This window comes from Burkholderia sp. E168m22, assembly GCF_001319805.1.
Taxonomy (GTDB): Bacteria; Pseudomonadota; Gammaproteobacteria; order Burkholderiales; family Burkholderiaceae; genus Burkholderia; species Burkholderia orbicola.
Window position 1 is genome coordinate 1 of the sequence record NZ_BBSK01000095.1, and the last position, 23545, is coordinate 23545.

General features: G+C 65.8%; 16 protein-coding genes and 1 pseudogene. 10 read left to right on the forward strand and 7 right to left on the reverse strand.

The window, feature by feature from the left end; all coding sequences use genetic code 11:
• The 3 genes and pseudogenes from AP428_RS21120 to AP428_RS21130 form a co-directional block, all read right to left on the reverse strand.
• Positions 1 to 201 (reverse strand): annotated as a pseudogene (locus AP428_RS21120) (TraR/DksA family transcriptional regulator); the annotation flags it as partial.
• A 378-nt stretch (positions 202 to 579) separates the two neighbouring features.
• Complete coding sequence (locus tag AP428_RS21125; protein ID WP_011547855.1) at positions 580 to 1986, reverse strand: undecaprenyl-phosphate glucose phosphotransferase; 1407 nt, start codon at positions 1984 to 1986, stop codon at positions 580 to 582.
• 11 nt (positions 1987 to 1997) lie between these two features.
• Positions 1998 to 2780 carry a Crp/Fnr family transcriptional regulator gene (locus tag AP428_RS21130; RefSeq protein WP_011547856.1) on the reverse strand — a complete coding sequence of 261 codons (783 nt, stop codon included), beginning with the start codon at positions 2778 to 2780 and terminating at the stop codon, positions 1998 to 2000.
• Positions 2781 to 3701: 921 nt separating this feature from the next.
• Between AP428_RS21130 and AP428_RS21135 the strand changes: the two genes are divergently transcribed.
• The 6 genes from AP428_RS21135 to AP428_RS21160 all read left to right on the forward strand — a co-directional run bounded on the left by AP428_RS21135 (position 3702) and on the right by AP428_RS21160 (position 10614).
• Positions 3702 to 4484, forward strand: a complete 783-nt coding sequence (locus tag AP428_RS21135) for a Crp/Fnr family transcriptional regulator (RefSeq protein WP_011547857.1) — start codon at positions 3702 to 3704, stop codon at positions 4482 to 4484.
• 179 nt (positions 4485 to 4663) lie between these two features.
• Positions 4664 to 4915, forward strand: a complete 252-nt coding sequence (locus tag AP428_RS21140) for an acyl carrier protein (RefSeq protein WP_006490451.1) — start codon at positions 4664 to 4666, stop codon at positions 4913 to 4915.
• Positions 4912 to 6108, forward strand: a complete 1197-nt coding sequence (locus tag AP428_RS21145; RefSeq protein WP_006479191.1) for an acyl-CoA dehydrogenase family protein — start codon at positions 4912 to 4914, stop codon at positions 6106 to 6108. Before AP428_RS21140 ends, AP428_RS21145 begins: the two co-directional genes overlap by 4 nt.
• Positions 6105 to 7079: an amino acid--[acyl-carrier-protein] ligase gene (locus AP428_RS21150; protein ID WP_011547858.1), complete on the forward strand. Its 975-nt coding sequence runs from the start codon at positions 6105 to 6107 to the stop codon at positions 7077 to 7079. Before AP428_RS21145 ends, AP428_RS21150 begins: the two co-directional genes overlap by 4 nt.
• The gene (locus AP428_RS21155; RefSeq protein ID WP_011547859.1) at positions 7076 to 8131 is read left to right on the forward strand and encodes a DUF1839 family protein; all 1056 of its coding nucleotides are present in this window, start codon (positions 7076 to 7078) and stop codon (positions 8129 to 8131) included. Before AP428_RS21150 ends, AP428_RS21155 begins: the two co-directional genes overlap by 4 nt.
• Positions 8132 to 8160: 29 nt before the next feature.
• Entirely contained in the window at positions 8161 to 10614 is a 2454-nt protein-coding gene (locus AP428_RS21160) for a glycoside hydrolase family 2 protein (RefSeq protein WP_200076899.1), read from the forward strand.
• A gap of 41 nt (positions 10615 to 10655) precedes the next feature.
• Here AP428_RS21160 and AP428_RS21165 read toward each other — a convergent pair whose 3' ends face one another.
• A complete protein-coding gene (locus tag AP428_RS21165; RefSeq protein ID WP_054928368.1) occupies positions 10656 to 12047 on the reverse strand; it encodes a sigma-54 dependent transcriptional regulator in 1392 nt (463 codons plus the stop codon).
• A 1297-nt stretch (positions 12048 to 13344) separates the two neighbouring features.
• Here AP428_RS21165 and AP428_RS21170 point away from each other — a divergent pair.
• The 4 genes from AP428_RS21170 to AP428_RS21185 all read left to right on the forward strand — a co-directional run bounded on the left by AP428_RS21170 (position 13345) and on the right by AP428_RS21185 (position 18239).
• Entirely contained in the window at positions 13345 to 13953 is a 609-nt protein-coding gene (locus tag AP428_RS21170; protein WP_171984285.1) for a drug:proton antiporter, read from the forward strand.
• Entirely contained in the window at positions 13950 to 15530 is a 1581-nt protein-coding gene (locus AP428_RS21175) for a mannose-1-phosphate guanylyltransferase/mannose-6-phosphate isomerase (protein ID WP_011547864.1), read from the forward strand. The genes AP428_RS21170 and AP428_RS21175 overlap by 4 nt, the downstream gene beginning before the upstream one ends.
• Positions 15531 to 15838: 308 nt before the next feature.
• Positions 15839 to 16987, forward strand: coding sequence for a glycosyltransferase (locus tag AP428_RS21180; RefSeq protein WP_011547865.1), 1149 nt, complete (start codon positions 15839 to 15841; stop codon positions 16985 to 16987).
• A gap of 172 nt (positions 16988 to 17159) precedes the next feature.
• On the forward strand, positions 17160 to 18239 hold the full coding sequence (locus AP428_RS21185; RefSeq protein ID WP_011547866.1) for a glycosyltransferase family 1 protein: 1080 nt from the start codon (positions 17160 to 17162) through the stop codon (positions 18237 to 18239).
• A gap of 229 nt (positions 18240 to 18468) precedes the next feature.
• Here AP428_RS21185 and AP428_RS21190 read toward each other — a convergent pair whose 3' ends face one another.
• From AP428_RS21190 to AP428_RS21200, 3 genes are all read right to left on the reverse strand, one after another.
• Positions 18469 to 20658: a GNVR domain-containing protein gene (locus AP428_RS21190; RefSeq protein ID WP_226292038.1), complete on the reverse strand. Its 2190-nt coding sequence runs from the start codon at positions 20656 to 20658 to the stop codon at positions 18469 to 18471.
• 102 nt (positions 20659 to 20760) lie between these two features.
• A complete protein-coding gene (locus AP428_RS21195; RefSeq protein WP_011547868.1) occupies positions 20761 to 22113 on the reverse strand; it encodes a cellulase family glycosylhydrolase in 1353 nt (450 codons plus the stop codon).
• The gene (locus AP428_RS21200; RefSeq protein WP_011547869.1) at positions 22110 to 23366 is read right to left on the reverse strand and encodes a membrane protein; all 1257 of its coding nucleotides are present in this window, start codon (positions 23364 to 23366) and stop codon (positions 22110 to 22112) included. Before AP428_RS21200 ends, AP428_RS21195 begins: the two co-directional genes overlap by 4 nt.
• Positions 23367 to 23545: the final 179 nt, after the last annotated feature.

Consider the following 23545-nt stretch of genomic DNA (forward strand, 5'->3'; position numbering starts at 1 on the left):
CATGCCGATCAATGCATGATCGACGTCGACGAACAGGTCGGCGTTCGCCTCGTCGCCCTCGTCCGGCGCCGCGCCGGCAAGCTCCGCATAGGATTCGGACGCGCGCTGGTCTTCGCTGGTGCGGATCTCCGCCCGCAGCGTCTGCTCGCTCTCGTTCAGCCGCTGCTTCAGCGTCTGCCGTTGTTGTGGGTCGAGCGACATGGCCGTCTCTCCTGTTCCGGGTCCGCGCGAAACAGAGCGGCGCGCGGTATCGCGCGGGTGCGCGGCACGCAGGCATGCCCCGTGCCGTCGCATCCGGATGAGCGGCCGGACGCGCAAAACGCCGGACGCATGCGACGCAGGATAAACCCATTGAACACGCGTGTGTTGACCGGAATCAGCGTGCCGGTCATGCCGCGGCGAAGGAGGGGAAACTGGGGACGGACGAGGAATTCCGCCCGCCGCGCGCCCCGAAGCCTGCTGGCACAACCGCAGCGCAGCAATTCCGGCGCGACCACGGCGCTGCTTCCGCGCGCCCGAACCGGCCTCACTCCGTCGGGACGATCGCTCGCACGGCGCCGCTTCGATCATTCGTCATCCTCAGAACGCATTGCGCCCGATGAAGCCGCGCACCACCGTCAGCAGGATGATCTTGATGTCGAACCAGAAGCTCCAGTTCTGCATGTAGAACAGATCGAACTTCACGCGTGCCTCCATCGCCTCGACCTTGCGCGTTTCACCGCGATAGCCGTTCACCTGGGCCCATCCGGTGATGCCGGGCCGCACGCGGTAGCGGTACATGTAGCAGTCGATCAGTTGCCGGTAGAAGTCGTCGTGTTCGATCGCGTGCGGACGCGGACCGACCACCGACATCTGCCCGAACAGCACGTTGAAGAACTGCGGCAGCTCGTCGAGCGACGTGCGCCGCAGGAACGCGCCGACGCGCGTGATGCGCGAATCGTTGCGCGACGCCTGCCGCACGACGCCCGGCTGCGCGCGATGCACGCGCATGGTCCGGAACTTGAGGATATCGAACTCGCGGCCGTCGACCCCCTTGCGGCGCTGCCTGAACAGCACGGGCCCCGGCGACGACAGCTTGACCGCGATCGCCAGCATCGTCAGCAGCGGCAGCAACGGAATCAGCACGCCGAACGCGAACAGCCGGTCGAACGCGAACTTGGCCCACAGCTCCGGCGCGGAACGCGGCGTGGTCGCGAGATTGATCGCCGGCATGCCGAGCACGTCGGTCGCGGAACGATCGACGACCGCCATCTGCCGCACGTCGGGCAACAGCCGCAACTCGACGAACTCGTCGCGCAGCTCGCGCACGATGCGCTGGATTCGCCACTCGTGCGACATCGGCAGCGTGAGCCAGACCTCGTCGATGTCGCCGCCGCGAATCAGTTCGCGCAACGCGTTCCAGTCGCCGATCACCGGCACGCCGCCGATGCCGCCCGCGGCGGCCTGGGCATCGTCGTCGAATACGCACGCGGCCACGAACGGGCCATTCGGCGCCAGTTGCATCCGCTCGATCGCGACGCGCCCGTACGCCGTTGCGCCGACGACGGCGACGCGGCGCTGCCGCGCCCGCGGGTCGCCGCGCGTCAGCGCGAGCCCCAGCAGCGCCGCGCGCCCGAGCAGCAGCGCCGCGTCGCCGGCCAGCACCGTGCGCACGATCCAGCGGGTCGTCACCGTGCCGCCGCGATTCATGATCCACATCGTGCCGGCCACCGTCAGCACGCTCGCGCAAACGACCGCCACCAGCGTGTGCGTCAGCACGTGCGCGCCACCCTGCACCGCCACGCCGCCGCGCACGGTGCGCAGGTAACGCGGCAGCAGCGCCACCGTCAGCACGCACAGCAACGCGATCGCACCGCGCTGCGCGTCGGACAACGCATGCCAGCCGAGACCCGACGCCGCCTGCGCGACCAGCGCGCCCGCCAGCACCAGCACGACGTCGGCCGCCGCGATCGCGGCACGCCGCATCGCATTCGTTCCACCGGACATCGACTGCATCGTCACGCACCGTGTGCGGGAAATCCGCGGTGCCCTTCCGGCATGCGCGAGCGAACCGTCGCCGGCATCGCATTCCCGCGCGTGCCGAGCAACCGGCGATAGTCCGCGCGAATCAGGTCGTAGCATTCGCAGGCGTGATGTTCGAGGCCGTCGCGGTCGAGCACCGTGATGCGGCCGCGGCGCTGCCGGATCAGCCCGGCTTCCTGCAGGTTCCCGGCCGCTTCCGTCACGCCCTCGCGCCGCACGCCGAGCATGTTCGCGATCGTCTGCTGCGTGACCGCCAGCTCGTCGCCGTCGATCCGGTCGTGCGCGAGCAGCAGCCAGCGGCTGAGCTGTTCGCTGACCGAGTGGTGCCGGTTGCACAGCGCGCTGCGCGAGATCTGCGCCATCGTCGCCTGGCAGGTGTTGAGCAGCAGCCGATAGGTCTGCGGCGACCGCTCGAATTCGGCGCGCATCACGCAACTCGGCACGCGATAGGCCATCCCGCCGATCCGCACCTCGACCCGGTTCGACGCCGCGATCCCGCCGACCAGCGTCCCCAGCCCGACCACACCCTCGCGGCCGACCACCGCCACCTCGACCATCGCACCGTCCTCCATCAGGTGCTGGACCGACATCATCGCCGTCGTCGGAAAATGCAGATGACGCATCGGCTCGCCGACCCGGTCGAGCATCCCGGCCTTGATCCTGACCAGTTCGAGATGCGGTGCGATGGTGCGGATGCTGTCCTCCGGGAGGGCAGCAAGAATGGCATTCGCCGAATAGCTCGAGTGAAGATGAAGCATGTCTGTATCCCTTTTATCGTCCGCGCCGCCTGCAACCGCATGCACGGAATTCGTTATCGCGATGCGCGCTAGGACATTGACAGCGGTTGCGGCCCACAACCCTGAATCCGACTGGCCATCGGTTTGTCATTGCCCGATTGAGTCGACTGTCCCGTTCTCTACACGCCAGCCCGAATAAGCGATTTACGTGCCAATAGCCGCCCGTCCTTAATATATGAATCACATCCGATTTAGCGCCCCCGAATAACCGACCCCAAAAGCGAAAAAACGTCTCATTTCCGGACACTCCTCCATCCGCTGGACACAGCGCGCATTCGACTGATCAATTCCCGCGTATCGGATCAGGGCTGCTACGCGGCGGCCACGACGCTTATCGTTCAAATACTTACGGCCGATTTTCAATTGTTTCCGTGATGTGCAGCGCAGCATTTACCGGCGCCCCAGCCCCTCACACGCTCGTTTCAAACTGTCTCAAAATTGAATCGGCATACTCATTCGGCACTCTGTCCGCTACCGCACATATCACCCACAAGCCTTTGATTTAAATGAAAAATCAGGCGATCCCCATTTATTTGTCAAATAATGTTCAATGCCTTTCCGACACTTTCGCTGTACGATGCGCACGTCGTTCGATTGATTCCCTATCGACATCGAATGACAAGCAAGCACACGATTCCATTTCAGGATGATTAATTCTGGCGAAATGAATTCTTAAATCGGCATAACGTTTGCGCTCAATCGCAACCGTCAAACTTTGTAAAATTACAGAATGCGGAATTGGACGATTTCAATTGCGTGCTAGCCTTTTTCGCGAGTATCGTCATTCCGTTTTTGATCCACACAAGTCCGCACGATCGTGCGAAATCCCGTTCCGGGATTCGCCGAAACGACGCGCGACCGCCAACCTGCGAGGATGCGCCCGTGACTCACCAGGCCGCCGACGCCGTCGCGCATGCGAACGGCATGATCGAGCTTTCCCACAGCTTCGACGCCAACCGGTTTCTCGCGGCCATCGACCGCGACGAACTCCTCACACTGACGCCTCACCTGCAACTCGTTCACCTGAAATCCGGGCAAGTGCTCTGCGAACCCGGCGAAATGCTCGCCGCGGTCTACCTGCCGGTCACGACCGCGATTTCGCTGCAGTACGTGTCGTCCGGCGGCATGACGCTGGAAGTCGCGGAGATCGGCAGCGAAAGCGTGGTCTGCGACGACGTGATCGGCGGCAGCGGCCGGATGCCGTGCCGTGCGCTCGCGTGCCGCGACGGCTTCGTCTACCGACTCGACCGGCGTGTGTTCGCCGCCGCGTTCGATGCGTCGCCGGTGATCCGCCACCTCGTGTTCGTCTGCGTGCGGCTGCTGATGGCGCAGGTGTCGCAGATCACGTTCTGCAGCCGTCATCACGTGCTCAAACATCAGTTATGCAGATGGTTCCTGCTGGCGTTCGACCGCACGCGCAGCATCGAGATCCAGGTGACGCACAGCATGCTCGCGCAAATGCTCGGCGTACGGCGCGAAACGGTCACGGACGCCGCCGGTGAAATCCAGAAGCTCGGCCTGATTCGCCAATACCGCAGCTCGATCGAGCTCGCGGACCTCGACGGCCTCGAAAAAATGTCGTGCGGCTGCCGCGCGATCGTGCGCGACGAGATGAAGCGCATCCTGTCGGCCGACTCGGGCGTGCCGGCCGCGTCGCGCGCGTGATCGGCGCACCGGCCGGGGCGGCGCTTCGATGCCGCCCGCGTGCCGGGTCAGCCGTTTGTAGGGTGGCGAACAGAACGTCGTGTCTGCCAATGGTCTACTGATGCCGGACTGCCGGGGGGATGTCAGCGCTGATCGCGCGTCTGCCCGAGCGGACGACACCACGCACGCCGGAGCAGCACGTGAAAAACGAAATCAGAACCATCCTGAAGCACGTCGCCCATCTCGAAGCCGCGATCGATTCGATCGGTGACGGGGACGACCTCTACGAAGCGGGCCTCTCCTCGCTCGATACGATCCAGCTGATGCTCGCGATCGAAAAGCAGTTCAACATCGAGATTCCCGACGAGATGCTGAACCGCAACCTGTTCCGCAGCATCGACGCGCTCGCGGACACGATCGCCACGCTGCAACGCACCGAGCACTCCGCATGAGCGCGCTGCTTCCCGAACTCGCGTCCGACAGCGATTCGCATCGGCTCGACGAGGCCGCGCATGCCGTCGCGCAGATCGCCGCCCAGCATGCCGATGCGGTCGATCGCGACGCGCGCTGCCCCGTCGAGGCGATCGAGGCGATGCGCGCGCGCCGCCTGCTCGGCGCAATGGTGCCGACCCATCTCGGCGGCGCTGGCGCGTCGCTGGAAGACATCGCGTCGGCCTGCTCGATCCTCGGCCAGGCCTGCGCGTCGTCGGCGATGGTGTTCGCGATGCACCAGATCCAGGTCGCCTGCATCGTCGACCACGCCGCCGACCAGGGCTGGCACCGGCTGTTCCTGCAACAGCTCGTGCGCCACCAATGGCTGCTCGCATCGGCCACGTCGGAAGACGGCGTCGGCGGCAACCTGCGCGCGAGCCAGTGCGCACTCGAGATCGACGGCGGTGGATTCCGGCTGCACAAATCCGCGCCGACGATCTCGTACGGCGACTACGCCGACGGCATTCTCGCCACCGCGCGACGCGATGCGGATGCGCCGGCTTCCGAGCAGGTGCTCGTCACGCTGCTGCGCGACGGCTATACGCTCACGCGCCGCGGCGAATGGGACACGCTCGGCATGCGCGGCACGTGCAGCAACGGCTTCGTGCTGGACGCGCAAGGCGCCGCCGTGCAATGCCTGCCGGTGCCGTTCGCGAAGATCGCCGAGGAAACGATGGTGCCGGTCTCGCACATCCTGTGGGCCGCGGTGTGGATCGGCGTGGCCGGCGACGCGTTTCATCGCGCGCACCAGTTCTTCCGCGCACAGGCGCGCCAGACCGACGGCGCACCGTCGCCCGCCGCGCGGCGCATCGCCGAGTCGCTCGCGCTGATGCAGGCGATGCAGGCCCGCGTCGACAACGTGCTGCGCCTCCACGCGAACGCGTCGGCCCGCTCGTGGTCGGCCGGCATGGCCTGGGCCGCCGAGATCAATACGCTGAAGACCTACGTGTCGGCGACCGCGCTCGAAGTCGCGCAGCAGGCGATGATGATCTGCGGGATGGCCGGCTACAAGCAAGGCACGCCGTTCAGCATCGGCCGCCACATTCGCGACCTGCACGCGGCGCCGCTGATGATCAGCAACGACCGCATTGCCGCCAACACTGCGAGCCTGTTGCTCGCGCTGCGTCCTGCGACGCTGGAGAAACATACGTGAACGATCGCCTCGCCGTGCCCTCCGCCGCCTCCGTTCCCGCCGACGCGCCGCTCGACCGCGCGGGCGTCAATCCGCTGCGCGACGCGCTGATCGATGCGGGCCTGCTGGTTTCGACCGGTATCCAGGGCCTGTTCGGCCGCAGCGAACGATTCGAGCGCGTGGTCGAGGCGCTCGACGCGTTCGTCACGCGCATCGGCGCCGACCAGCAGGCCGAAGTGCTGCGCTTTCCGCCGGCGATGAGCCGCATGGAGTTCGAGCGCAGCGAATACATGAAGAGCTTCCCGCAACTGGCGGGCAGCGTGCATGCGTTCTGCGGCGACGAGCGCCAGCATCAGCGCGTGCTGCAATGCCTCGATCGCGGCGACGACTGGACCGAGAACCAGAAGCCGACCTACGTCGTGATGACGCCGGCCGCGTGCTACCCCGTCTATCCCGTCGTCGCCCGCGCGGGCGCGCTGCCGGCCGACGGCCGCATCGTCGACGTGTTCTCGTACTGCTTCCGTCACGAACCGTCGCTCGACCCGACCCGCATGCAGTTGTTCCGGATGCGCGAGTACGTGCGAATCGGCACGCCCGAGCAGATCGTCTCGTTCCGCGAGACGTGGATCGAACGCGGCACGCGGATGATCGAGTCGCTGGGCCTGCCGAATGCGATCGATCTCGCGAACGACCCGTTCTTCGGACGCGGCGGCAAGATCGTCGCGGACAGCCAGCGCGAGCAGAGCCTGAAGTTCGAGCTGCTGATCCCGATCGAGCACGACGATCGCCAGACCGCGTGCCTGAGCTTCAACTACCACATGGACCACTTCGGGCTGCTGTGGGACATCCGCACCGCGACGGGCGACGTCGCGCACACGGGCTGCGTCGGCTTCGGCCTCGAGCGGCTCACGCTCGCGCTGTTCCGCCACCACGGCTTCGACATCGACGCATGGCCGCAAGCAGTTCGCGACGTGCTGTGGGGCACGCGATGAGGTTCGTTTCCCGCGACGGCGAAGACGCGTCGTTCGAGAGCGTGCGCCACCGCGCGCGCCACTACCGGCCGCACCCGCTGCACAGTCAGGAGATGGTCTGGAAACAGACCAACTGCTACGTCGACATGTGGCTCGAGGTGCTCCGGTGGTGGGGCCTCAATCCGTACGCGGCGCTGCCGTTTACGATCGCGCTCGATTTCGAGGGCGACCAGTTCACGTTCTTCAAGTTTCCGCACGACGAGCTGGAGCGGCTCTACGGGATCGTCGTGCAGGAACATTCGATCTACGAGCCGCTCGACCAGCACATCGAGACGCAGGTCGCACGCGGCCACCTGATGATCGTCGAGGTCGATGCGTGGTTCCTGCCCGATACGCGCGGCAGCAGCTACCGCACCCAGCACACGAAGACGACGATCGGCATCGACGCGATCGACCGCGCGAAGCACCAGATCGGCTACTTCCACAACAGCGGCTATTACGTCGCCGAGGATTTCGACTACAACGGGCTCGTCGGCGGCAGTTCGCCGATGACGCTGCCGCCGTACGTCGAATGCGCGAAGCGACGCTTTGCGCCGCTCGACGAGCGCGCGCTCTGCGAAGCGTCGCTCGCCGCGTTGCAGCGCCACCTGCGGCGCCTGCCGGTCGTCGATCCGATCGCGGCGTTCCGTCGGCAGTTGCAGGCCGACGCGCCCATCCTCGCGGAGGCGCCGCTCGAGCACTTCCATGCGTATTCGTTCAATTCGGTGCGTCAGCTCGGCGCGAATTTCGAACTGTTCGGCCACTATGCGCGCTGGCTGCAGGCGAGCGGCTGCACCGGGCCGTTCGCCGAGATCCGCGCCGCGTGCGATCGCATCGCGTCGGAGGCGATGGTGCTCGAATTCCGGCTCGCGCGCGCGTGCGCACGCGGCAAGGAAGAACGCGGCGATTCGACGCTCGAAGCGATCGAGACCGCGTACGGCGACCTCGTCGCGTGCGCGCGGCAGATCGGTGCGCCGCTGCGGCACGTGACGCCCGTGCGCTACGACACGGAGCCCGTGTCGGCCATGCGGTGACGCGCGCGCGCCCCCTGCCCGCGTGGTCGATGCTGGCGACGGCCGCGGGCGCCGTGCAGGACCCGCGCGACCTCCCTGCCGACGACGGCGGCTGGATCGCGGCGCCGGTGCCCGGCACGGTCGCGCAGGCGCTCGCGCTGGCCGGCCGGCTCGACGAAGCCGCGTCGCTCGACGAGCGCGACCACTGGTACCGCCTCGAGCTGCGCGGGCGCGGGCCGCGCATCCTGCGCTTTCACGGCCTCGCGACGCTCGCGCAGGCCTGGCTCGACGACACGCCGATCCTCCATTCCGACAGCATGTTCGTCGCGCACGACGTGCCCGTGTCGCTCGACGGCACGCACCGGCTGACGATCTGTTTCCGCGCACTCGCGCCGCACCTGCGCGACGCACGCGCACCGCGCCGGGCGCGCTGGCGCACACGGCTGGCCGAGCCGGCCGGGCTGCGCACGATCCGCACGTCGCTGTTCGGGCACATGCCGGGCTGGTTTCCGCCGTACGTGCCGACCGGCCCGTGGCGGCCCGTCGACGTGCTCGATCCGGCCGACGGGCCCGTTCTCTCCGATTGCAAACTGCAGGCACGCGTCGAAGGCGACACGGGCTGGCTCGATGCGGAACTGACGTTCGCCGCGCCGCTGCCCGACACGTTCGCGGCGCGGCTGTCGTGCGGCGAACATCACGCGACGCTCGAACGGGCCGGCGCCGACCGGCTGCGCACGAGCGTCGCGATCCCCAACGTGCGCCGCTGGTGGCCGCATACGCATGGCGAACCGGCGCTCTACGAGATCGCGCTGCATATCGGCGCTACGCGCCGGCCGCTCGGCTCGACGGGTTTTCGCACGATCGAGATCGATCCCGGCGCCGACGGCAAGGGGTTCGGACTGCGCATCAACGGCGTGCCCGTGTTCGCGCGCGGCGCATGCTGGAGCAGCGCCGCGCCGCTCGCGCTGCACGCGGACGACGCGACCTACGGCTACCTGCTCGGGCTCGCCCGCGACGCCGGTTTCAACATGATCCGCGTCGGCGGCACGATGACCTACGAGGCCGACGCATTCCACGCGGCGTGCGATCGGCTCGGGCTGCTGGTGTGGCAGGACTTCGGTTTCGCGAACTTCGATTACGCGCTCGACGATCCCGCGTTCGCGGCCAACGTCGATCGCGAAGCGAGCCAGTTCCTCTCGCGTCGCGGCGCCTCGCCGTCGCTTGCGGTGCTGTGCGGCGGCAGCGAGATCGCGCAGCAAGCCGCGATGTCGGGGCTCGGGCCGAAGCAGCGCTTCCTCGAATTGACGGCCGACCGGCTGGCCGGCCACGCCGCCGCGCACCGCCCCGATGTCCCTTACGTGCCCGATTCGCCCGACGGCGGTGTCCTGCCGTTCACGCCGCGCGAGCGCGTGTCGCACTACTACGGCGTCGGCGCGTACCTGCGTCCGCTCGACGACGCGCGCCGCGCGGACGTGCGCTTCGCGAGCGAATGCCTCGCGTTCGCGAACGTGCCGTGCGACGCGACGCTCGCGGAACTCGGCTGGCCCGGCGTGCACGAGCCTCGCTGGAAGGCGGCCGTGCCGCGCGACCCCGGCACGTCGTGGGATTTCGACGATATCCGCGACCACTATCTGCAGACGCTCTACGACGTCGCGCCCGACCGGCTGCGGCGCGAGGACCCGGCGCGCTATGTCGAGCTGTCGCGTGCGGTGATCGCGGACGTGATGCGCGAGACGTTTTCCGAATGGCGCCGCGCCGGCTCGCGCTGCGCCGGCGCGCTCGTGTGGCAGTTCCAGGACGTGATGCCGGGCGCCGGATGGGGGGTGATCGACGCCGCGCACCGGCCGAAATCGGCCTGGTATGCGCTGCGCCAGGTGCTGCAGCCGATCCAGGTGCTGCTCGTCGACGAAGGACTGAACGGGCTCGACGTGCACGTCGTCAACGAGCGCCCGGCGCCGCTGTCGGCGGCGATCGAGCTGGTCGCGCTGCGTGACGGCCGCACGCCGGTCGCGCGGGCCGGCTGCCCGGTGCGGATCGCCGCGTACGACACGGTGCGGCTCGGCTCGGCCGAGTTGCTCGGCCGCTTCTTCGACTGGACCTACGCGTACCGTTTCGGCCCTTGCGAACACGATACGGTCGTCGCGACCTTGCGCGCCGACGACGGCACGCTGCTGTCGCAGGCGTTCCATTTCCCGTCCCGCACGCATCCGGCCGTGCTGGCGCGCCGCGAACCGGGGATCGAGGCATGCGTGTCGCGCACCGACGAGACCTGGCACGTCGACATCGACACCCGCCACGTCGCCCGCCACGTGCAGATCGACGCGCCGGGTTTCATGCCGGGCGACGACTGGTTCCATCTCGCGCCCGGCACGCCGGCGCGCATCGCGCTGATTCCATTGCGAATCGACGGGAAGCCCGCGGCGGCTGACGACAACGCGCCGCCCGCGGTGGAAATCCGTGCCGTGAACGCCTCACGCGCGGTGCGGGCCACCCAAGCCGGGTGACGCGACGCTCGCGGCTGCCGCGAGCGTCGTGCCGCCATGTATCAATCGGACGAGCCTGTCCCGCGCGGCCGCTCGATACCGTACGCCTCCATCCAGCGATACAGCGTCGCGCGCGACACGCCGAGTTCGCGCGCCGACGCGGCAACGCGCCCGCGCGTCCGCAGCAACGCGATTTCGATCGCCTCGCGTTCGATCGACTTGCGGATGTCGGCCACCGACGGCGACGCCGCGTCGAGACAGTATTCGAGCTCGAGGTCCTGCGCGGTGATCAGGCGCCCTTCCGTCATCACGACCGCACGGCGCACGCGGTTGATCAGCTCGCGGACGTTGCCCGGCCAGTCGTGCTTGTAGAGCGCCGTGATCGCATCGGTCGAGAACCCGCGCACGCGATGGCGCGCGTCGCCGCGAAAGCGTTCGAGCATGTGGTGCGCGAGCAGTTCGATGTCCTTGCCGCGGGCGCGCAGCGGCGGCTGGTCGATGCGCATCACGCAGAGACGGTGGAACAGGTCGGCGCGAAAACGCCCTTCTTCCATTGCCTCGCGCAGATCGACGTGCGTTGCCGACACGATCCGGACGTCGACCGGCACCGGATCGCTTCCGCCAAGACGATGAATCGAACGCTCCTGCAGAAATCGCAGCAGGCTCGCCTGGCTTTCGTGCGGCAGGTCGCCGATTTCGTCGAGCAGCAGCGTGCCGCCGTTCGCGGCTTCGACGTAGCCGATCTTGCGCGCGTTCGCGCCGGTAAACGCACCGCGTTCATAGCCGAACAGTTCCGATTGCAGCAGATGCGGCGGGATCGCGCCGCAGTTGACGGCAACGAACGGGCCGTTGCGCCGTTCCGAATGACGATGGATCGCGACGGCCGTGAGTTCCTTGCCGGTCCCCGTTTCGCCGAACACGAACACCGGTGCGTCGGTGCGCGCGAAACGCCGCACCGTATCGAACAGCCGCAGCATCGCGCTGCAGGTGCCGACGATGCCCTTTTCTTCCGATTCGAGCTGTTCGCGATCGCGCGCGAACAGGCATTCCATGCCGTAGGCATGGCCGACCGTATCGGCGATCCGCTGGTGCGACGCCGGCAACGTCACGTAGTCGAAGCAGTAGTCGCGCAACAGCGCCCGCACGTTCGGCGAGGCGGTCTGGCCGACATCCACGAGCGCCACCCAGACGACGTCGCGCATCGACGCGCAGGTCGACGCGATGCTGCCGATCGCATCGGCGTGGCCGCCGCTCAAGTCGAGAATGCCGCAGGTAATTTCGCCGGACGTGTCGCGCAGCTCGTTCGCATGCGCGACGACCGATACTTTCCAGTCGCGGCGCGACAATTCCTTTCGCAGCATCACGGACGGCGACTGCGTCCAGTAAATCAACGGACGCTGCCCGTTACCGCTCCCCACGCCGGCGCTCTTATCGCGCGTTATTGCCATATTCATAACGAACCATCATTTTCTGCACTCCGCGAACCGTACGCGTGCGCTGCGGCCGGCGGCGCATGGCCGCCTTTCCGCGCTGCGTTTCCGCAGCCTTGGCGAAGATCGAAACTGCACACGGCGAGAACCCCCGGAGGTCGAGCCGAATGTCATCCGGCCTCGTTGTCATCGAACTCGAACGGAATGCGCGGCTACGGGAGCCACGACATTCCGGCTTTGAAGCGACCCGCCGTCAGGCGGGGCACGTCGGCAACGGAAATTCCGTCCACATGTGCGTCGCGTCGTACACGACAGTCGCGCCCGATGCTGAACCGGAGGGCTGCCAAACCGCGCCCGGATTGACCGCCCCATTTCATCCGCACCTGAATCTACACCCCGTTTCGCGTTGGTCTTGTTACCAAACGATAAACCTGAATCAGTCGGTTACGCTGCCCGCGGCGCGGCGCCGTGCGCTTTTGACCACTGAGATTTGATTATCTATGACCATTCCCGTCAATCAGTGGCAAATACTACTTTTCCGCAAGATTGATCCCGGCGATTGCCCGTGATTTCCATCGAAATCTCCCAAAAATCGCGGCGCCGTGTTCGCCGGACCGCATAATCCCGCCCGCGGCCGGGTAGCCGGATCGCATCGCGGCGGCGCGCGGGCCGCCCGGCAGTTACACGTCGTAATCACCGCGTAATCCTCGACATCGCGCCGCACCGGCTCTTTTAGGCGGATTCGCGCCGACCCGCGTGAGTCGGCGTGAATACCGGGCGTTGGCGCGCGTGTCGTGCGATGCAGCATGATCGCCCCCTTGCGCGGCCGCGCCAGCCGCACGGCTCGAACGGGTGCCGACGCCTGACAGATCGCGGCGATCGGGCATGCGCGCGAGCGGCAGCGTACCGACGCCGGACGGGTGCACCGCGCAGGTGCGCGCCATTCCGCTGGAATGCGGCGAGATCGCATGAATCCGCCGACGCCCCGCAATCGGCGGCGATCCTGTGTCACGCACTGCCGCGCACGATCAGCCCAGGCTCGCAATTTCCGGTCCCGCCTCCGTCCGTCGTTTGCGTGCGATGTCGTCCGACCGTGCTTCATTGCAGGCCGCCACGATGAATCAATTATGAAAAGGCACCGGCCCGGACGGTGTGTGCTACCGCACCTTGCGACGCTCGCGCGTCATGCGCATCGCCCCGTATCCGGCGCCGGCGTGCGAATCCCGAGGGTGAGTACGCTTTCGAACAGACCGCCGTACCGCGCATCCGGATGATGAGGATCGCCGCGCTGCACGGAACGATCGCGTCCGTGCGGCGCGGCATGCCGAAGGCATCACGCGAGGACAGCATCATGGAATGGCATTGTTGTGAATTCGAACATCTGAGCGCCGTCGATCTCTATGCAATCCTGCGCGCGCGCAACGCCGTGCTGGTGGTCGAGGACGCGCACACGCATCTCGACATCGACGGCAAGGACGCGGGCGCGCTGCACGTCTACGCGAGCGTGCGCGACGGCGACACGACGGAAGTCGCCGCCTACGCGCGCATCCTGCCCGGCGACGACATCGATCCGGACGTCGTGATCGACAAGGTGCTGACGAGCGAAAGCTGCCGAGACGACGACACGCTCGAACGCCTGATCGAGCGCGCGCTCACCGCCGCGCAGGCCGCGTGGCCGGACACCGCGGTGCGCACGCACGTGCCTGCGCCGCGTCAGGCGTTCTACAAACAGTTCGGATTCCGCAAGGCCTACGGCCCGTATCTCGAACAGGGCGCGCCGTTCGTGGGCCTGGTCCGGTCGGCCGACCGCGCGGCCGGCGCGCTGCGTCAGCTGCTGTCGCGCGCCGTTTCGGTCTCGCGCAACGACGACGCACGCGCCGACGGCCGCGCTCACCCCCGACTACCTGCCGATACCGGAGCGAACCGATGACCCGCACCCTTCGCCCGGTTCCCGAACCCGATCTGCCGAGCATCCTGCCGGTGATTCTCGCCGGCGGCTCCGGCACGCGGCTGTGGCCGCTGTCGCGCGAGCAGTATCCGAAGCAACTGATCGAGCTGGTTTCGAACGAGTCGCCGCTGTCGGCGACAGCGCGCCGCCTGAACGGCATCGCGAACGCGTCGCTCGGCGACACGCTGCTGCTCGTGTGCGGCGAACAGCATCGCTTCATGAGCGCCGAGCAGGTACACGGCCGCTCGGCGCCTGCCCGCATCCTGCTGGAGCCGGCCGCGCGCAACACCGCGCCCGCGCTGACGCTTGCGGCGCTCGATGCGAGCGCGCTCGCGGACGATCCCGTGCTCGCCGTGATGCCGGCCGATCACGTGATCGTCGACGTCGGCGCGTTCCAGGACGCGATCGCGCGTGCGGCGCGTTATGCGCAGGAAGGCGCGATCGTCACGCTCGGCGTGCTGCCGCGCCGCGCGGAGACCGGCTACGGCTACATCCAGGTCGGCGAACCGCGCTCGGGCCGCCGCGGCAGCCAGGGCGGCTACGCGATCGGGCGTTTCGTCGAAAAGCCCGATGCAACGCTCGCCGAGCGCTATCTGCAATCGGGCGATTACTGGTGGAACAGCGGGATCTTCGTCACGCGCGCATCGGTCTGGCTGAAGGCGATCGGCGCACTCGCGCCGGGCATCCACGCAGCCTGCGACAGCGCATGGCGCGCGGGCGTCGCCGACGATCCGTTCTTCCGGATCGATGCGGCGGCCTTCGACGCGTGCCCGGCGGATTCGATCGACTATGCGGTGATGGAGCGCCTCGCGGAACACGCCGAACTCGGCATCGAAGGCATCGTGGTGCCGCTCGCGGCGGGCTGGTCGGACGTCGGCACGTGGGACGCGATCTGGGAAATCATGCCGAAGGACGACCAGGGCAACGTCGCGCGCGGGCCGATCGTCTTCGAGGATACGCAGGACAGCCTCGTGCGTTCGGAAGGCCGTCTCGTCGCGTGCGTCGGGATGAAGGACGTCGTCGTGATCGAGACGGCCGATGCGGTGCTGGTCGCGAACAAGCACGACGTGCAGCGCGTGAAGAACATCGTCGCGCGCCTGAAGACCGACCAGCGCCCGCAGGCGAGCGAGCACCGCAAGGTGCAGCGACCGTGGGGCCACTACGATTCGATCGATCTCGGCGAGCGCTTCCAGGTGAAGCGGATCGTCGTCGAACCCGGCAAGCGGCTGTCGCTGCAGATGCACTATCACCGCGCCGAGCACTGGATCGTCGTGCGCGGCACCGCGAAGGTGACGCGCGGCGCCGACACGTTCCTGCTGTGCGAGAACGAATCGACGTACATCGCCGTCGGCGAAGTGCATCGACTCGAGAATCCCGGCCGGATTCCGCTCGAAATCATCGAGGTGCAGTCGGGCAACTATCTCGGCGAGGACGATATCGTGCGGTTCGAGGATCAGTATGGGCGGGCGGTCGAGGCACTGCCGCCGCAATCCGTGCAGCCTGCGTCACCCGCAACGCATGCACCTGTCGATATGATCGACACTGCTCGACAGACGTGAGCCGAACCGCCCGGATATGCGCGACATCTGGCCGAAGGCACGTCGGCCACTCAATGTAAGCCATCGCACCTAGTCAGCCGCACGGGCATAGCACAATGCTTGTGACGCACGGAATCAAGTGCGCCCGTGCGACCGCTGCCGGTTTCGCGAATGAGGACGCAACTTACTCAATGCCAAATCATTCAGGAATGCATAGTTCTACGATTCCTCATGACGAGCCGATCGGACGCAACCGACTTCGCGATTTGCCGGATACCCGCGTCTTGCGGGCGGCCGCGCCACACCCGGTCGAACTAACCGTCTCGAAGATGACCAGACAAAGAATCGTTCACATTGTCGAAGCGTTTGGCGGCGGCGTGCTGTCCATGCTGGTCCATCTCGCCAACCACGCCGCAGCGGCCGGCGTCGACGTGACCGTGCTGCATTCGATCCGCTCCGAGACGCCGATCGATTTCCCGACGCTGTTCCGGCCCGGCATCAAGCTCGTCCACGTCGCGATGGCTCGCGAAATCAGCATCAGGCAAGACTTGATCAGCGTGAAGGAACTGGCCGACATGCTTCGCGAATGCGACCCGACAGTCATCCACCTTCACTCTTCGAAGGCCGGAGTGCTAGGGCGTGCTGCCGCGAGGATAGCGACACCTGGTGCGAAGGTGCTCTATTCACCGCATGGACTCTCGTTCTTGCGTCGTGACGTCTCCCGCGCGAAACAGCTTGCCTACCTCGGCTTTGAACGAATGGCGGCCCTTCTGGGCGGCACCATCGTCGCCTGCTCGGACAGCGAGCTCAGGGAAATCAAAGGCAGGATTCGGGCAAAAACGGCGGTGCTCGTGGAAAACGGCGTCAATGTAGCCGAGGTTCCTTCACGTCAACCGCGTGGCGATCGAAAGATCGTGGTAGGGATGAGCGGGCGCGCGTCGTTTCAGAAAAATCATCAAGCCTTCCTGCAACTGGCGACCGATCTGCGCGATTCCGATCTGACGTTCATGTGGATCGGCGGCACCCCTGACGACATCCCGGATCAGCAGGAAAACCAGGTCATTTCCTGTAGCGGATGGGTGACACGCACGCGTGCACTCGAACTGACGTCCCAACTGGATATCTACGTCCAGACATCCCGCTGGGAAGGCATGCCCGTCGCGCTGATCGAAGCCCAGGTCGCCGGGCTGCCCGCGGTGGTGACCGACGTCGTCGGCAACCGCGACGTCGTCATTCATGGTGTGACCGGCTATGTCGCGTCAAACGCCGACGAGATGGCGCGGTATGTGGCCATGCTCTGCGACGACCACCAGTTGCGAGAGCAAATGGGGGAATCGGCGAGAAAGTTCGCACTTCATCGATTTTCCATGAACGCGATTTTCCGGCAATGGCAATCCCTTTACGGACTGAGCCCCCATTTGCGTACCGTCCCTGCACGACGGTTCGAGCCTGCGGCGCCCGATCACGTCGAGGCCTGACACGCGGCCGGAACCGGATCGGGTGGCCGCGGCCTCGAGCGCGAAGCCGTCGGGATATCGCGTGCATGGCCGGGATGGAACGCGCCGACGCAACGCATAACGACAGACAAACGCTGCCGTTCAGGGCGCGCGGCAAGCGCCCTGGACGCGCGTCGATTTCACCGGATTTGACATGAGCACGCCCAAAAAACCCAAGCAACTCGTATATAACGGCCGATTCTCCACCCAAAAGACGACCGGCGTGCAACGCGTCGCCCGCGAGCTCATCGCCGCCCTGGTCAGGGTGCAACCGCAAGGCTCGATCACGGTTCTCGTGCCTCCGCACGCCGACGCGACGGTGGACGGGACGACGACGCTCAAGGTCGGTTTTTCCAAGGGCGTGATCTGGGAACAACTGGCATTGCCGCTTTTTTCGTCTCGTAACCGCATCGTCAACCTGAGCAATTCCGCTTCCGTTTTCCTCGGCAATCAGATCATCTACATGCACGATGCCGCGGTGTTCGACACCCCTGCCCACTTTTCCCGACTGTTCCGGGCGTGGTATCGGGTCATGTTCTGGATTCTCGCGCGCACGTCCCTATGCGTGTTGACCAATTCTCGCTTCTCGCGCGATCGCCTCGCTCACCACTGTGGTGTTTCAACGAAAAAAATCAGCGTCGTGCCGCTCGGTGCCGACCATCTCGACGCCCTGGAACCGGACGCGAGCATACTGAAAACACTCTCGCTCACGCCGGGCAGATTCGTGCTGGCGGTCAGCAGCATGAATCCGACCAAGAACTTCGGCCGGCTGATCGCGGCATTCCGACAACTCAACGACGCGTCAGTGGATCTGGTCATCGTCGGCATGCGCAATGCCGCCGTTTTCGGAACGCAAGACGATATTGCCGCCACCGAGCAGAACATCAAGTACGCCGGATACATCAGCGACGAACAATTGAAGGCACTGTACCAACATGCCGTCTGCTTCCTCTACCCGTCGATCTATGAAGGCTTCGGCATTCCGCCGCTCGAAGCCATGCGCCAGGGTTGCCCGACCCTCGTGGGACGATCGGCGGCATTGCCCGAGGTCTGCGGCGATGCAGCGCTGTACTGCGATCCCTATTCGCGTGACGACATCGCGGAAAAGCTGCGAAATTTGCTGGACTCGGCCGAACTCAGAGCGGACCTGAAACGTAGGGGTTATTCGCATGCGGCGCAATACAGCTGGAGCAAAAGCGCGGAGATGATGACGCGAATATTCGATTCGCTTTGAAGCGATCGCTATGTGACGTCGGGCTCGCTCGAGCTGACGATCGCCGAGGCGACCGGGCAAGAGTTGCTGGGCGCGACCTGTGCGCAACACGCCCGGCCCCGTCAGCCGCCGCCCGCTTCCGACCGCTTCATGAATGTCGCAGTCCAACGCGGCAAACGCAGCACCGCCGGAAAGGCGCTCACGTGATCGCCGCCGGTTTCCACCGGCGCTACGTGCGGGCCCCCGTGAACTACGCCCGCTGGCGTGCCGCTGTCCGAACCGGGAAGCCGCGCGTCGTTACACGCTCGACGATTATCTTGTTCGTCCCCGTGTAGGTATTGAACACGTGCCCGGTAATATCCGCGCCAATGCTCGTCAAACGCGACAGCGCCTCCTCAACATCCGAGGCACGCGTCAAGCCACCGCGCGACACGAGCACATGCGCGTCGCAGCCTGCGCCGACGATGCCGAGCGCATCGTTGCTCGTCAATAGCGGCGGTCCGTCGATGACGATGAAGTCGTAACGCTCGCGCACCGATGCGAGAAGCCTGGCGAATTCGGCGCCCTCGAGCAACTCGCCGGGCGACGTTTTGTCCGGCGAGCCCGCCGGCATGATCGACAGGCGGCTTCCCGCCACACGCAGCGTGACGACATCGGGCAACACCGAGCCATCGAGCACCTGGGCGAGTCCCGGGCCGCCCGCGACCGACGACCCACGCAGGTCCGCATTGATCAGCAGCACGCTGGCATTCGCTCCCGTCAGCAGATAGGCAAGATTCGACGACACGAAGCTGCAGCCGACGCCAGCCGTCGGCCCCGTGAACAGCAGGACCTTGCCCCCGCTGCCCGGGCGACGCTCCGCGAGCGCGACCTTCAGGCTCGCACGCAATGCGCGCACCGAATCGATGCCCGCATCGTCCGGGTGCGTGGCCGCCACCGGCAACGCCGTCGAGCGAGGCCCGCCCGGTACGGCCGCCGATGCAGGCGACGACGTGACGATCGCGAGACACGGCCGACCGGTCAACCTGGTCAGTGCAGCGGGCGAATACAGTTCGCGGCGATGCAGCGACAGCAGATGCACGCCCGTCAGCGCAAGGAATACGCCGGCGAACAACGCGCCCAGAACGATGATGCCGCGCTTGGGCCAGACCGGCCGGAACGGTGCGACCGCGGTATCAACGGCCGTCACGCCCGGCGCCGCGCTGGAGATGGCGATCTCGAGCTGCTGCGCGTTGGTCAGTACCCCCGTGTACAACTGGGTGGCGATCGTCACCTGACGCGACAGTCGCACGAACTCGCGCTGGGTCGTCGGCAATCTGGCCGCCATCGCGCTCGTGTCGCGAATCTCGCGCTTCACCTGTTCGAGCTGAGCCTGCACGGTCTGGTACTGCAAGCTCTTTGGCAGGAAGCGCTGCCGGACGTCGTCCAGCGAAATCTGCAGCTCGGTCTGGTGTTCCGCGAGCGTATTGAGCCGGCTGATCAACGCGGCGCCTTGCTGATCGACGTCGATCGCACCGTTCTGTGTCCGGTACCGATTCAGATCGTCCTCGGCCTGTTGCAAATCGTGCTTGAGTGCCGGCAACCGCTGGCGCAACGCATCGAGATTGCGTCGCGCGCGGTCCGTCCGAAATGCGAGATCGCGCTGCAGATACTGTTGGACGATCGCATCGACCATCTTTTTCGCGTCGCGCGCATTGTCCGCCTGATAGCTCAGGCGAATCATCGACGGCGATTCCAGCGTCGAATCGCGATTCGGCACGACCGTCTTCAGATGCTTCGATACGTTTTCGTAGACGAGCGGCTCCGGCTGCTTGCGCACGGTGAACGCAATGCCGGGCCGTGCGCGCAACACGTCGATGCGCAATCGGCCGGCCGTCGCTTCGCCGGGAAGCCTGAACGGCACCGCTTCACCCACCTTGCCTCGCGCAAGCACGTTGTTGTCGTCATCGTAGAGCGTCCAGTTGTTCGCGTCTTCCGCGACGATCCTGAATCGCTCGCCGAGCGCATTTTTCGGCAGCAGGAATTCACCGATATCGATCCGCTCACCGCCCCACGCATAACCGGTCAGCCCCAGCGGGGCCGAAGCGAGCGTGTCGTCCACGTCGAAGCGCGACGCAACCAGCCCGCCGATCAGCGGAAACCGGCTCGCGTTACGGATATCGAGATCGGCACCGGTCGTGGAGATCGCGTTGTCGATGACCGCGCGCGAGATCAGCATCTCGCTTTCGTCGGACGCGGACGGCGAAGCCGTGATGGTTCCGGAGACATCCGACAACGAACTGATCGACGAGCCGGGCTTCGTCTGCACGCGCAAAAGCGCTTCGGCCCGGTACTGCGGCGTGGCCAGCAGCGCGTACAGCACCCCTGTCGCGAACGTCGCGCCGATCGTTGCAAGGAACACGCGACGATGCCGTCTGATCGCGTGCCAAAGCTGGGCCATGCCGGATTCATCCGGCATCCGCTGTGAATCCACGATGTTTCGTGCGGTGAGTTTCATGATTTTTTTCTGAATGATGCGACCGTTCCCGATCCTGCTCGCCGGCTATCGGCCAGTCGCTGAGACGATGAACACCGGACCTTGCTCCTCGCTGATCGTCAGCCGACGATGTGCGATATCGACCGATGCGCCATAGAGATCGGACGCGGACGTACCTGCGACCGGCAACTGCGACAGGTCGACATCGACCGTGTTGTCAGTTTCGTAGCACCAGACCACGTATTTCACGACGTTTTCGGCGCGCAATTGCAGGACGGCGACACGGCGAACCGGGTCCATGAACAGTCGCGCGCCACGTGCATTGGCGGTAAACGAGAAAAGATGCCGAACCGCGACGTATGCCGGCAATGGTGTGTTGTCCGCGTCCAGCAAGCCGAAGTTGTGCTCCATGTTCTTCGGATCGCGGCCGTCGTTGCGCATGTCGTAATAGGCGGTGAGCCCGATCTGCGCAATCCAGTCGACGAGAAGGCGCCGTACCGCGTAGCGCGCCTGGCGTTCGCGCGCCACGGGATCGTGGCCGTCGCGGGTGTGCGCCACGTATTTGTACCCATAGGTCGGATACGACCATTCGGTTGCCCAGATCGCGGGAACACCGCGATAGGTCGCGAGGTCTTGCGCGAGCGTCACATAGTCGCGCAGCACGGTCTCCGGTGCAGTCTGCCGATACGGATGCACGCTGACCGCGTCGGGCGCGGGCTGGGACGCGCTGCCGATATCGCCCACCGCTCGAATGAAAGCCCGGTCGACCTGCTGAACGCCGCCCGTCGCAACGATTGCCTGCGGATTCGCGGCTTTGACGGCCCGGACGGTCGCCTCGAGCAGATTCCGGTATTTGACGGGGGACGGCGGTGCGAGCCAGTAGTCCTTGTGGTCCTGCTCGTTCCACACTTCGAAGCGTACCGGCTGATCGCGATAGTGTCGCGCGGCCTGCGTCGCATACTCGGCGAATGCATCGATCTGTGCCGGCGACGTCGGGGGTTGCTTCGGCGCATGCAGCGGATGCTGATAACCGAGAATGAACAGAGCGCCGAGTCCTCGCGCACGCAGGTTCGCGACGAGCGCGTCGTAGCGGGAGAAGTTCCAGCCTTGCGGCGTTTCCACCGAATCCCAGAACAGATCGGTTCGGACGAACGAGAAGCCGACATCTCGCACTGCGTCGAGCAACGCCGGATCGTCGATCTCGTGAATCGCAACACCCGAGTTCGCACGCGTGTCGAAAAAGCGGGGAAGCGCGACGAAAGGCAGCGTCGACGTCTGCGCCAGATTCGGAAGAACGAGCGCGGGTTCGTCCGAGCTGGCGGAATTCGACGCCGTCAGCACGGCCGCGGCCGCAAGCAGTGCGGCTGCCACGCATTTCGCCAAGCCCCTGATGCGTGTGCGTTCGATGATCATGCTCATCGGCTTCCCGCCCAGGTCGACGCATGCCCCAAGCCATCGCGACTGGCCAGACGTTCGCGACCCGCATGAATTGTCAGCATGCGGACCGAGACGCCGGCGAAGAGCAGACAGCCGAGCGCTTCGAAGATATCCGTCGTGACGCCGCTCAGCAGTATGAAGAGCAGCATCAACCATGCGCGCGGATCATCCGCGCGGCTGCCCAGCACGCGCTGCGCGAACAGGAGCATGACGAGCACGCCCCCTGCCACACCGAGATTCGCGACGATATAGAGCGCGGCGTTGTCGGCATAGCCGGTATTGAAGCCGAAGTCGGACGTGTAGTACGCCGTCGCGGACCCGAATCCACCGGCCCCTACGCCAAACCAGAGCAGGTTCGCACTCGCCATCCCGTCGAGCAGCTTCGGCCAGGTGTTCAGCAGCCGATCCTGCATCGATGCGAGCGATCCTGTATCGGTGGCGCCCACGTTGACCGTCTCGGCGACGACCCATCCCGCGAGCGGCAACGCGATCATCAATATCGTCAGGGCGATACAGACCCGCCGGAGGCCAGGCGTTTTCAGGGTGGCGAAACACAGCAACACGAGCGAAAGCGCGATGAGCGTCGTCTTGTTGGTGGTCGCCCAGATCGCGAATGCCGACATCGCGAGCAATGCCAAGATGACCATCGCGTTGCGCTGGCGCGGGACGAGCCACGTAGTCAGCAGGCCGATCACGAGGCCTGTGGACGCACTGCTTCGACCGAACCCGGGCAGGCGCGGTACGGAACCGACGTAATTGGAGCTTGCCAGTTGCACATTGACGCCGTCGACGTCGATACTGCCGCCGACCCATGGCAGATGGACGAACTCGTTGAGCATGACCCCGGCACAGCAGGCCATCGCCAACGCGAAGAGCGCAAACCTCAGCGCGTTCGACTCGAGCATCGCCAACGCGTCAGGCGGCATCAACAGCACGAACAGCAACGGCGCGACCGTCCACACCCAGAAGCATGCGGCCACGAGACTGACGCCGTTCGCGAGCGAAACGCACAGCTGCGCGGCCATGAAGCTCGCAACGAGCAGGGTGCTGACACGGGGACGCACCGCAAGGCCGAACGCGATGCAGCCGACCATCAGGGCCTTCGGCAGATAGCCGAGCATCGACACGCCTGCGATCGACGTGTAATAGCGGATCGCGCCGGAGAATACCTCGCTCGCGATCGCGATCATGAATGTCGCTGCCCACAGTCGGTTGATCGATCGGTTTCCGTTCATGGTGCTCGATACACGTTTTAGAGCGGAGCGACGCACACGTATCGCGCGTGATACGGTTCCCGGCCTACCCTGCTGTCACGCCAGTATAGGAGCGCGCAGCCGCGAGAAACGTTCGACAACCCACACATTCGGCGGCAGTGGCGCGGCAGGTTTCCGGCCCCGGAGAACCGGCCTTCGCA

Excerpts from the sequence above, each read along its gene's own strand:
- AP428_RS21125 (WP_011547855.1), bottom strand. The coding sequence starts at position 1,986 with ATGTCCGGTGGAACGAATGCGATGCGGCGTGCCGCGATCGCGGCGGCC.
- AP428_RS21130 (WP_011547856.1), bottom strand. The coding sequence starts at position 2,780 with ATGCTTCATCTTCACTCGAGCTATTCGGCGAATGCCATTCTTGCTGCC.
- AP428_RS21145 (WP_006479191.1), top strand. The coding sequence starts at position 4,912 with ATGAGCGCGCTGCTTCCCGAACTCGCGTCCGACAGCGATTCGCATCGG.
- AP428_RS21155 (WP_011547859.1), top strand. The coding sequence starts at position 7,076 with ATGAGGTTCGTTTCCCGCGACGGCGAAGACGCGTCGTTCGAGAGCGTG.
- AP428_RS21160 (WP_200076899.1), top strand. The coding sequence starts at position 8,161 with ATGCTGGCGACGGCCGCGGGCGCCGTGCAGGACCCGCGCGACCTCCCT.
- AP428_RS21165 (WP_054928368.1), bottom strand. The coding sequence starts at position 12,047 with ATGAATATGGCAATAACGCGCGATAAGAGCGCCGGCGTGGGGAGCGGT.
- AP428_RS21170 (WP_171984285.1), top strand. The coding sequence starts at position 13,345 with ATGCCGAAGGCATCACGCGAGGACAGCATCATGGAATGGCATTGTTGT.
- AP428_RS21175 (WP_011547864.1), top strand. The coding sequence starts at position 13,950 with ATGACCCGCACCCTTCGCCCGGTTCCCGAACCCGATCTGCCGAGCATC.
- AP428_RS21180 (WP_011547865.1), top strand. The coding sequence starts at position 15,839 with ATGACCAGACAAAGAATCGTTCACATTGTCGAAGCGTTTGGCGGCGGC.
- AP428_RS21185 (WP_011547866.1), top strand. The coding sequence starts at position 17,160 with ATGAGCACGCCCAAAAAACCCAAGCAACTCGTATATAACGGCCGATTC.
- AP428_RS21190 (WP_226292038.1), bottom strand. The coding sequence starts at position 20,658 with ATGGCCCAGCTTTGGCACGCGATCAGACGGCATCGTCGCGTGTTCCTT.
- AP428_RS21195 (WP_011547868.1), bottom strand. The coding sequence starts at position 22,113 with ATGAGCATGATCATCGAACGCACACGCATCAGGGGCTTGGCGAAATGC.
- AP428_RS21200 (WP_011547869.1), bottom strand. The coding sequence starts at position 23,366 with ATGAACGGAAACCGATCGATCAACCGACTGTGGGCAGCGACATTCATG.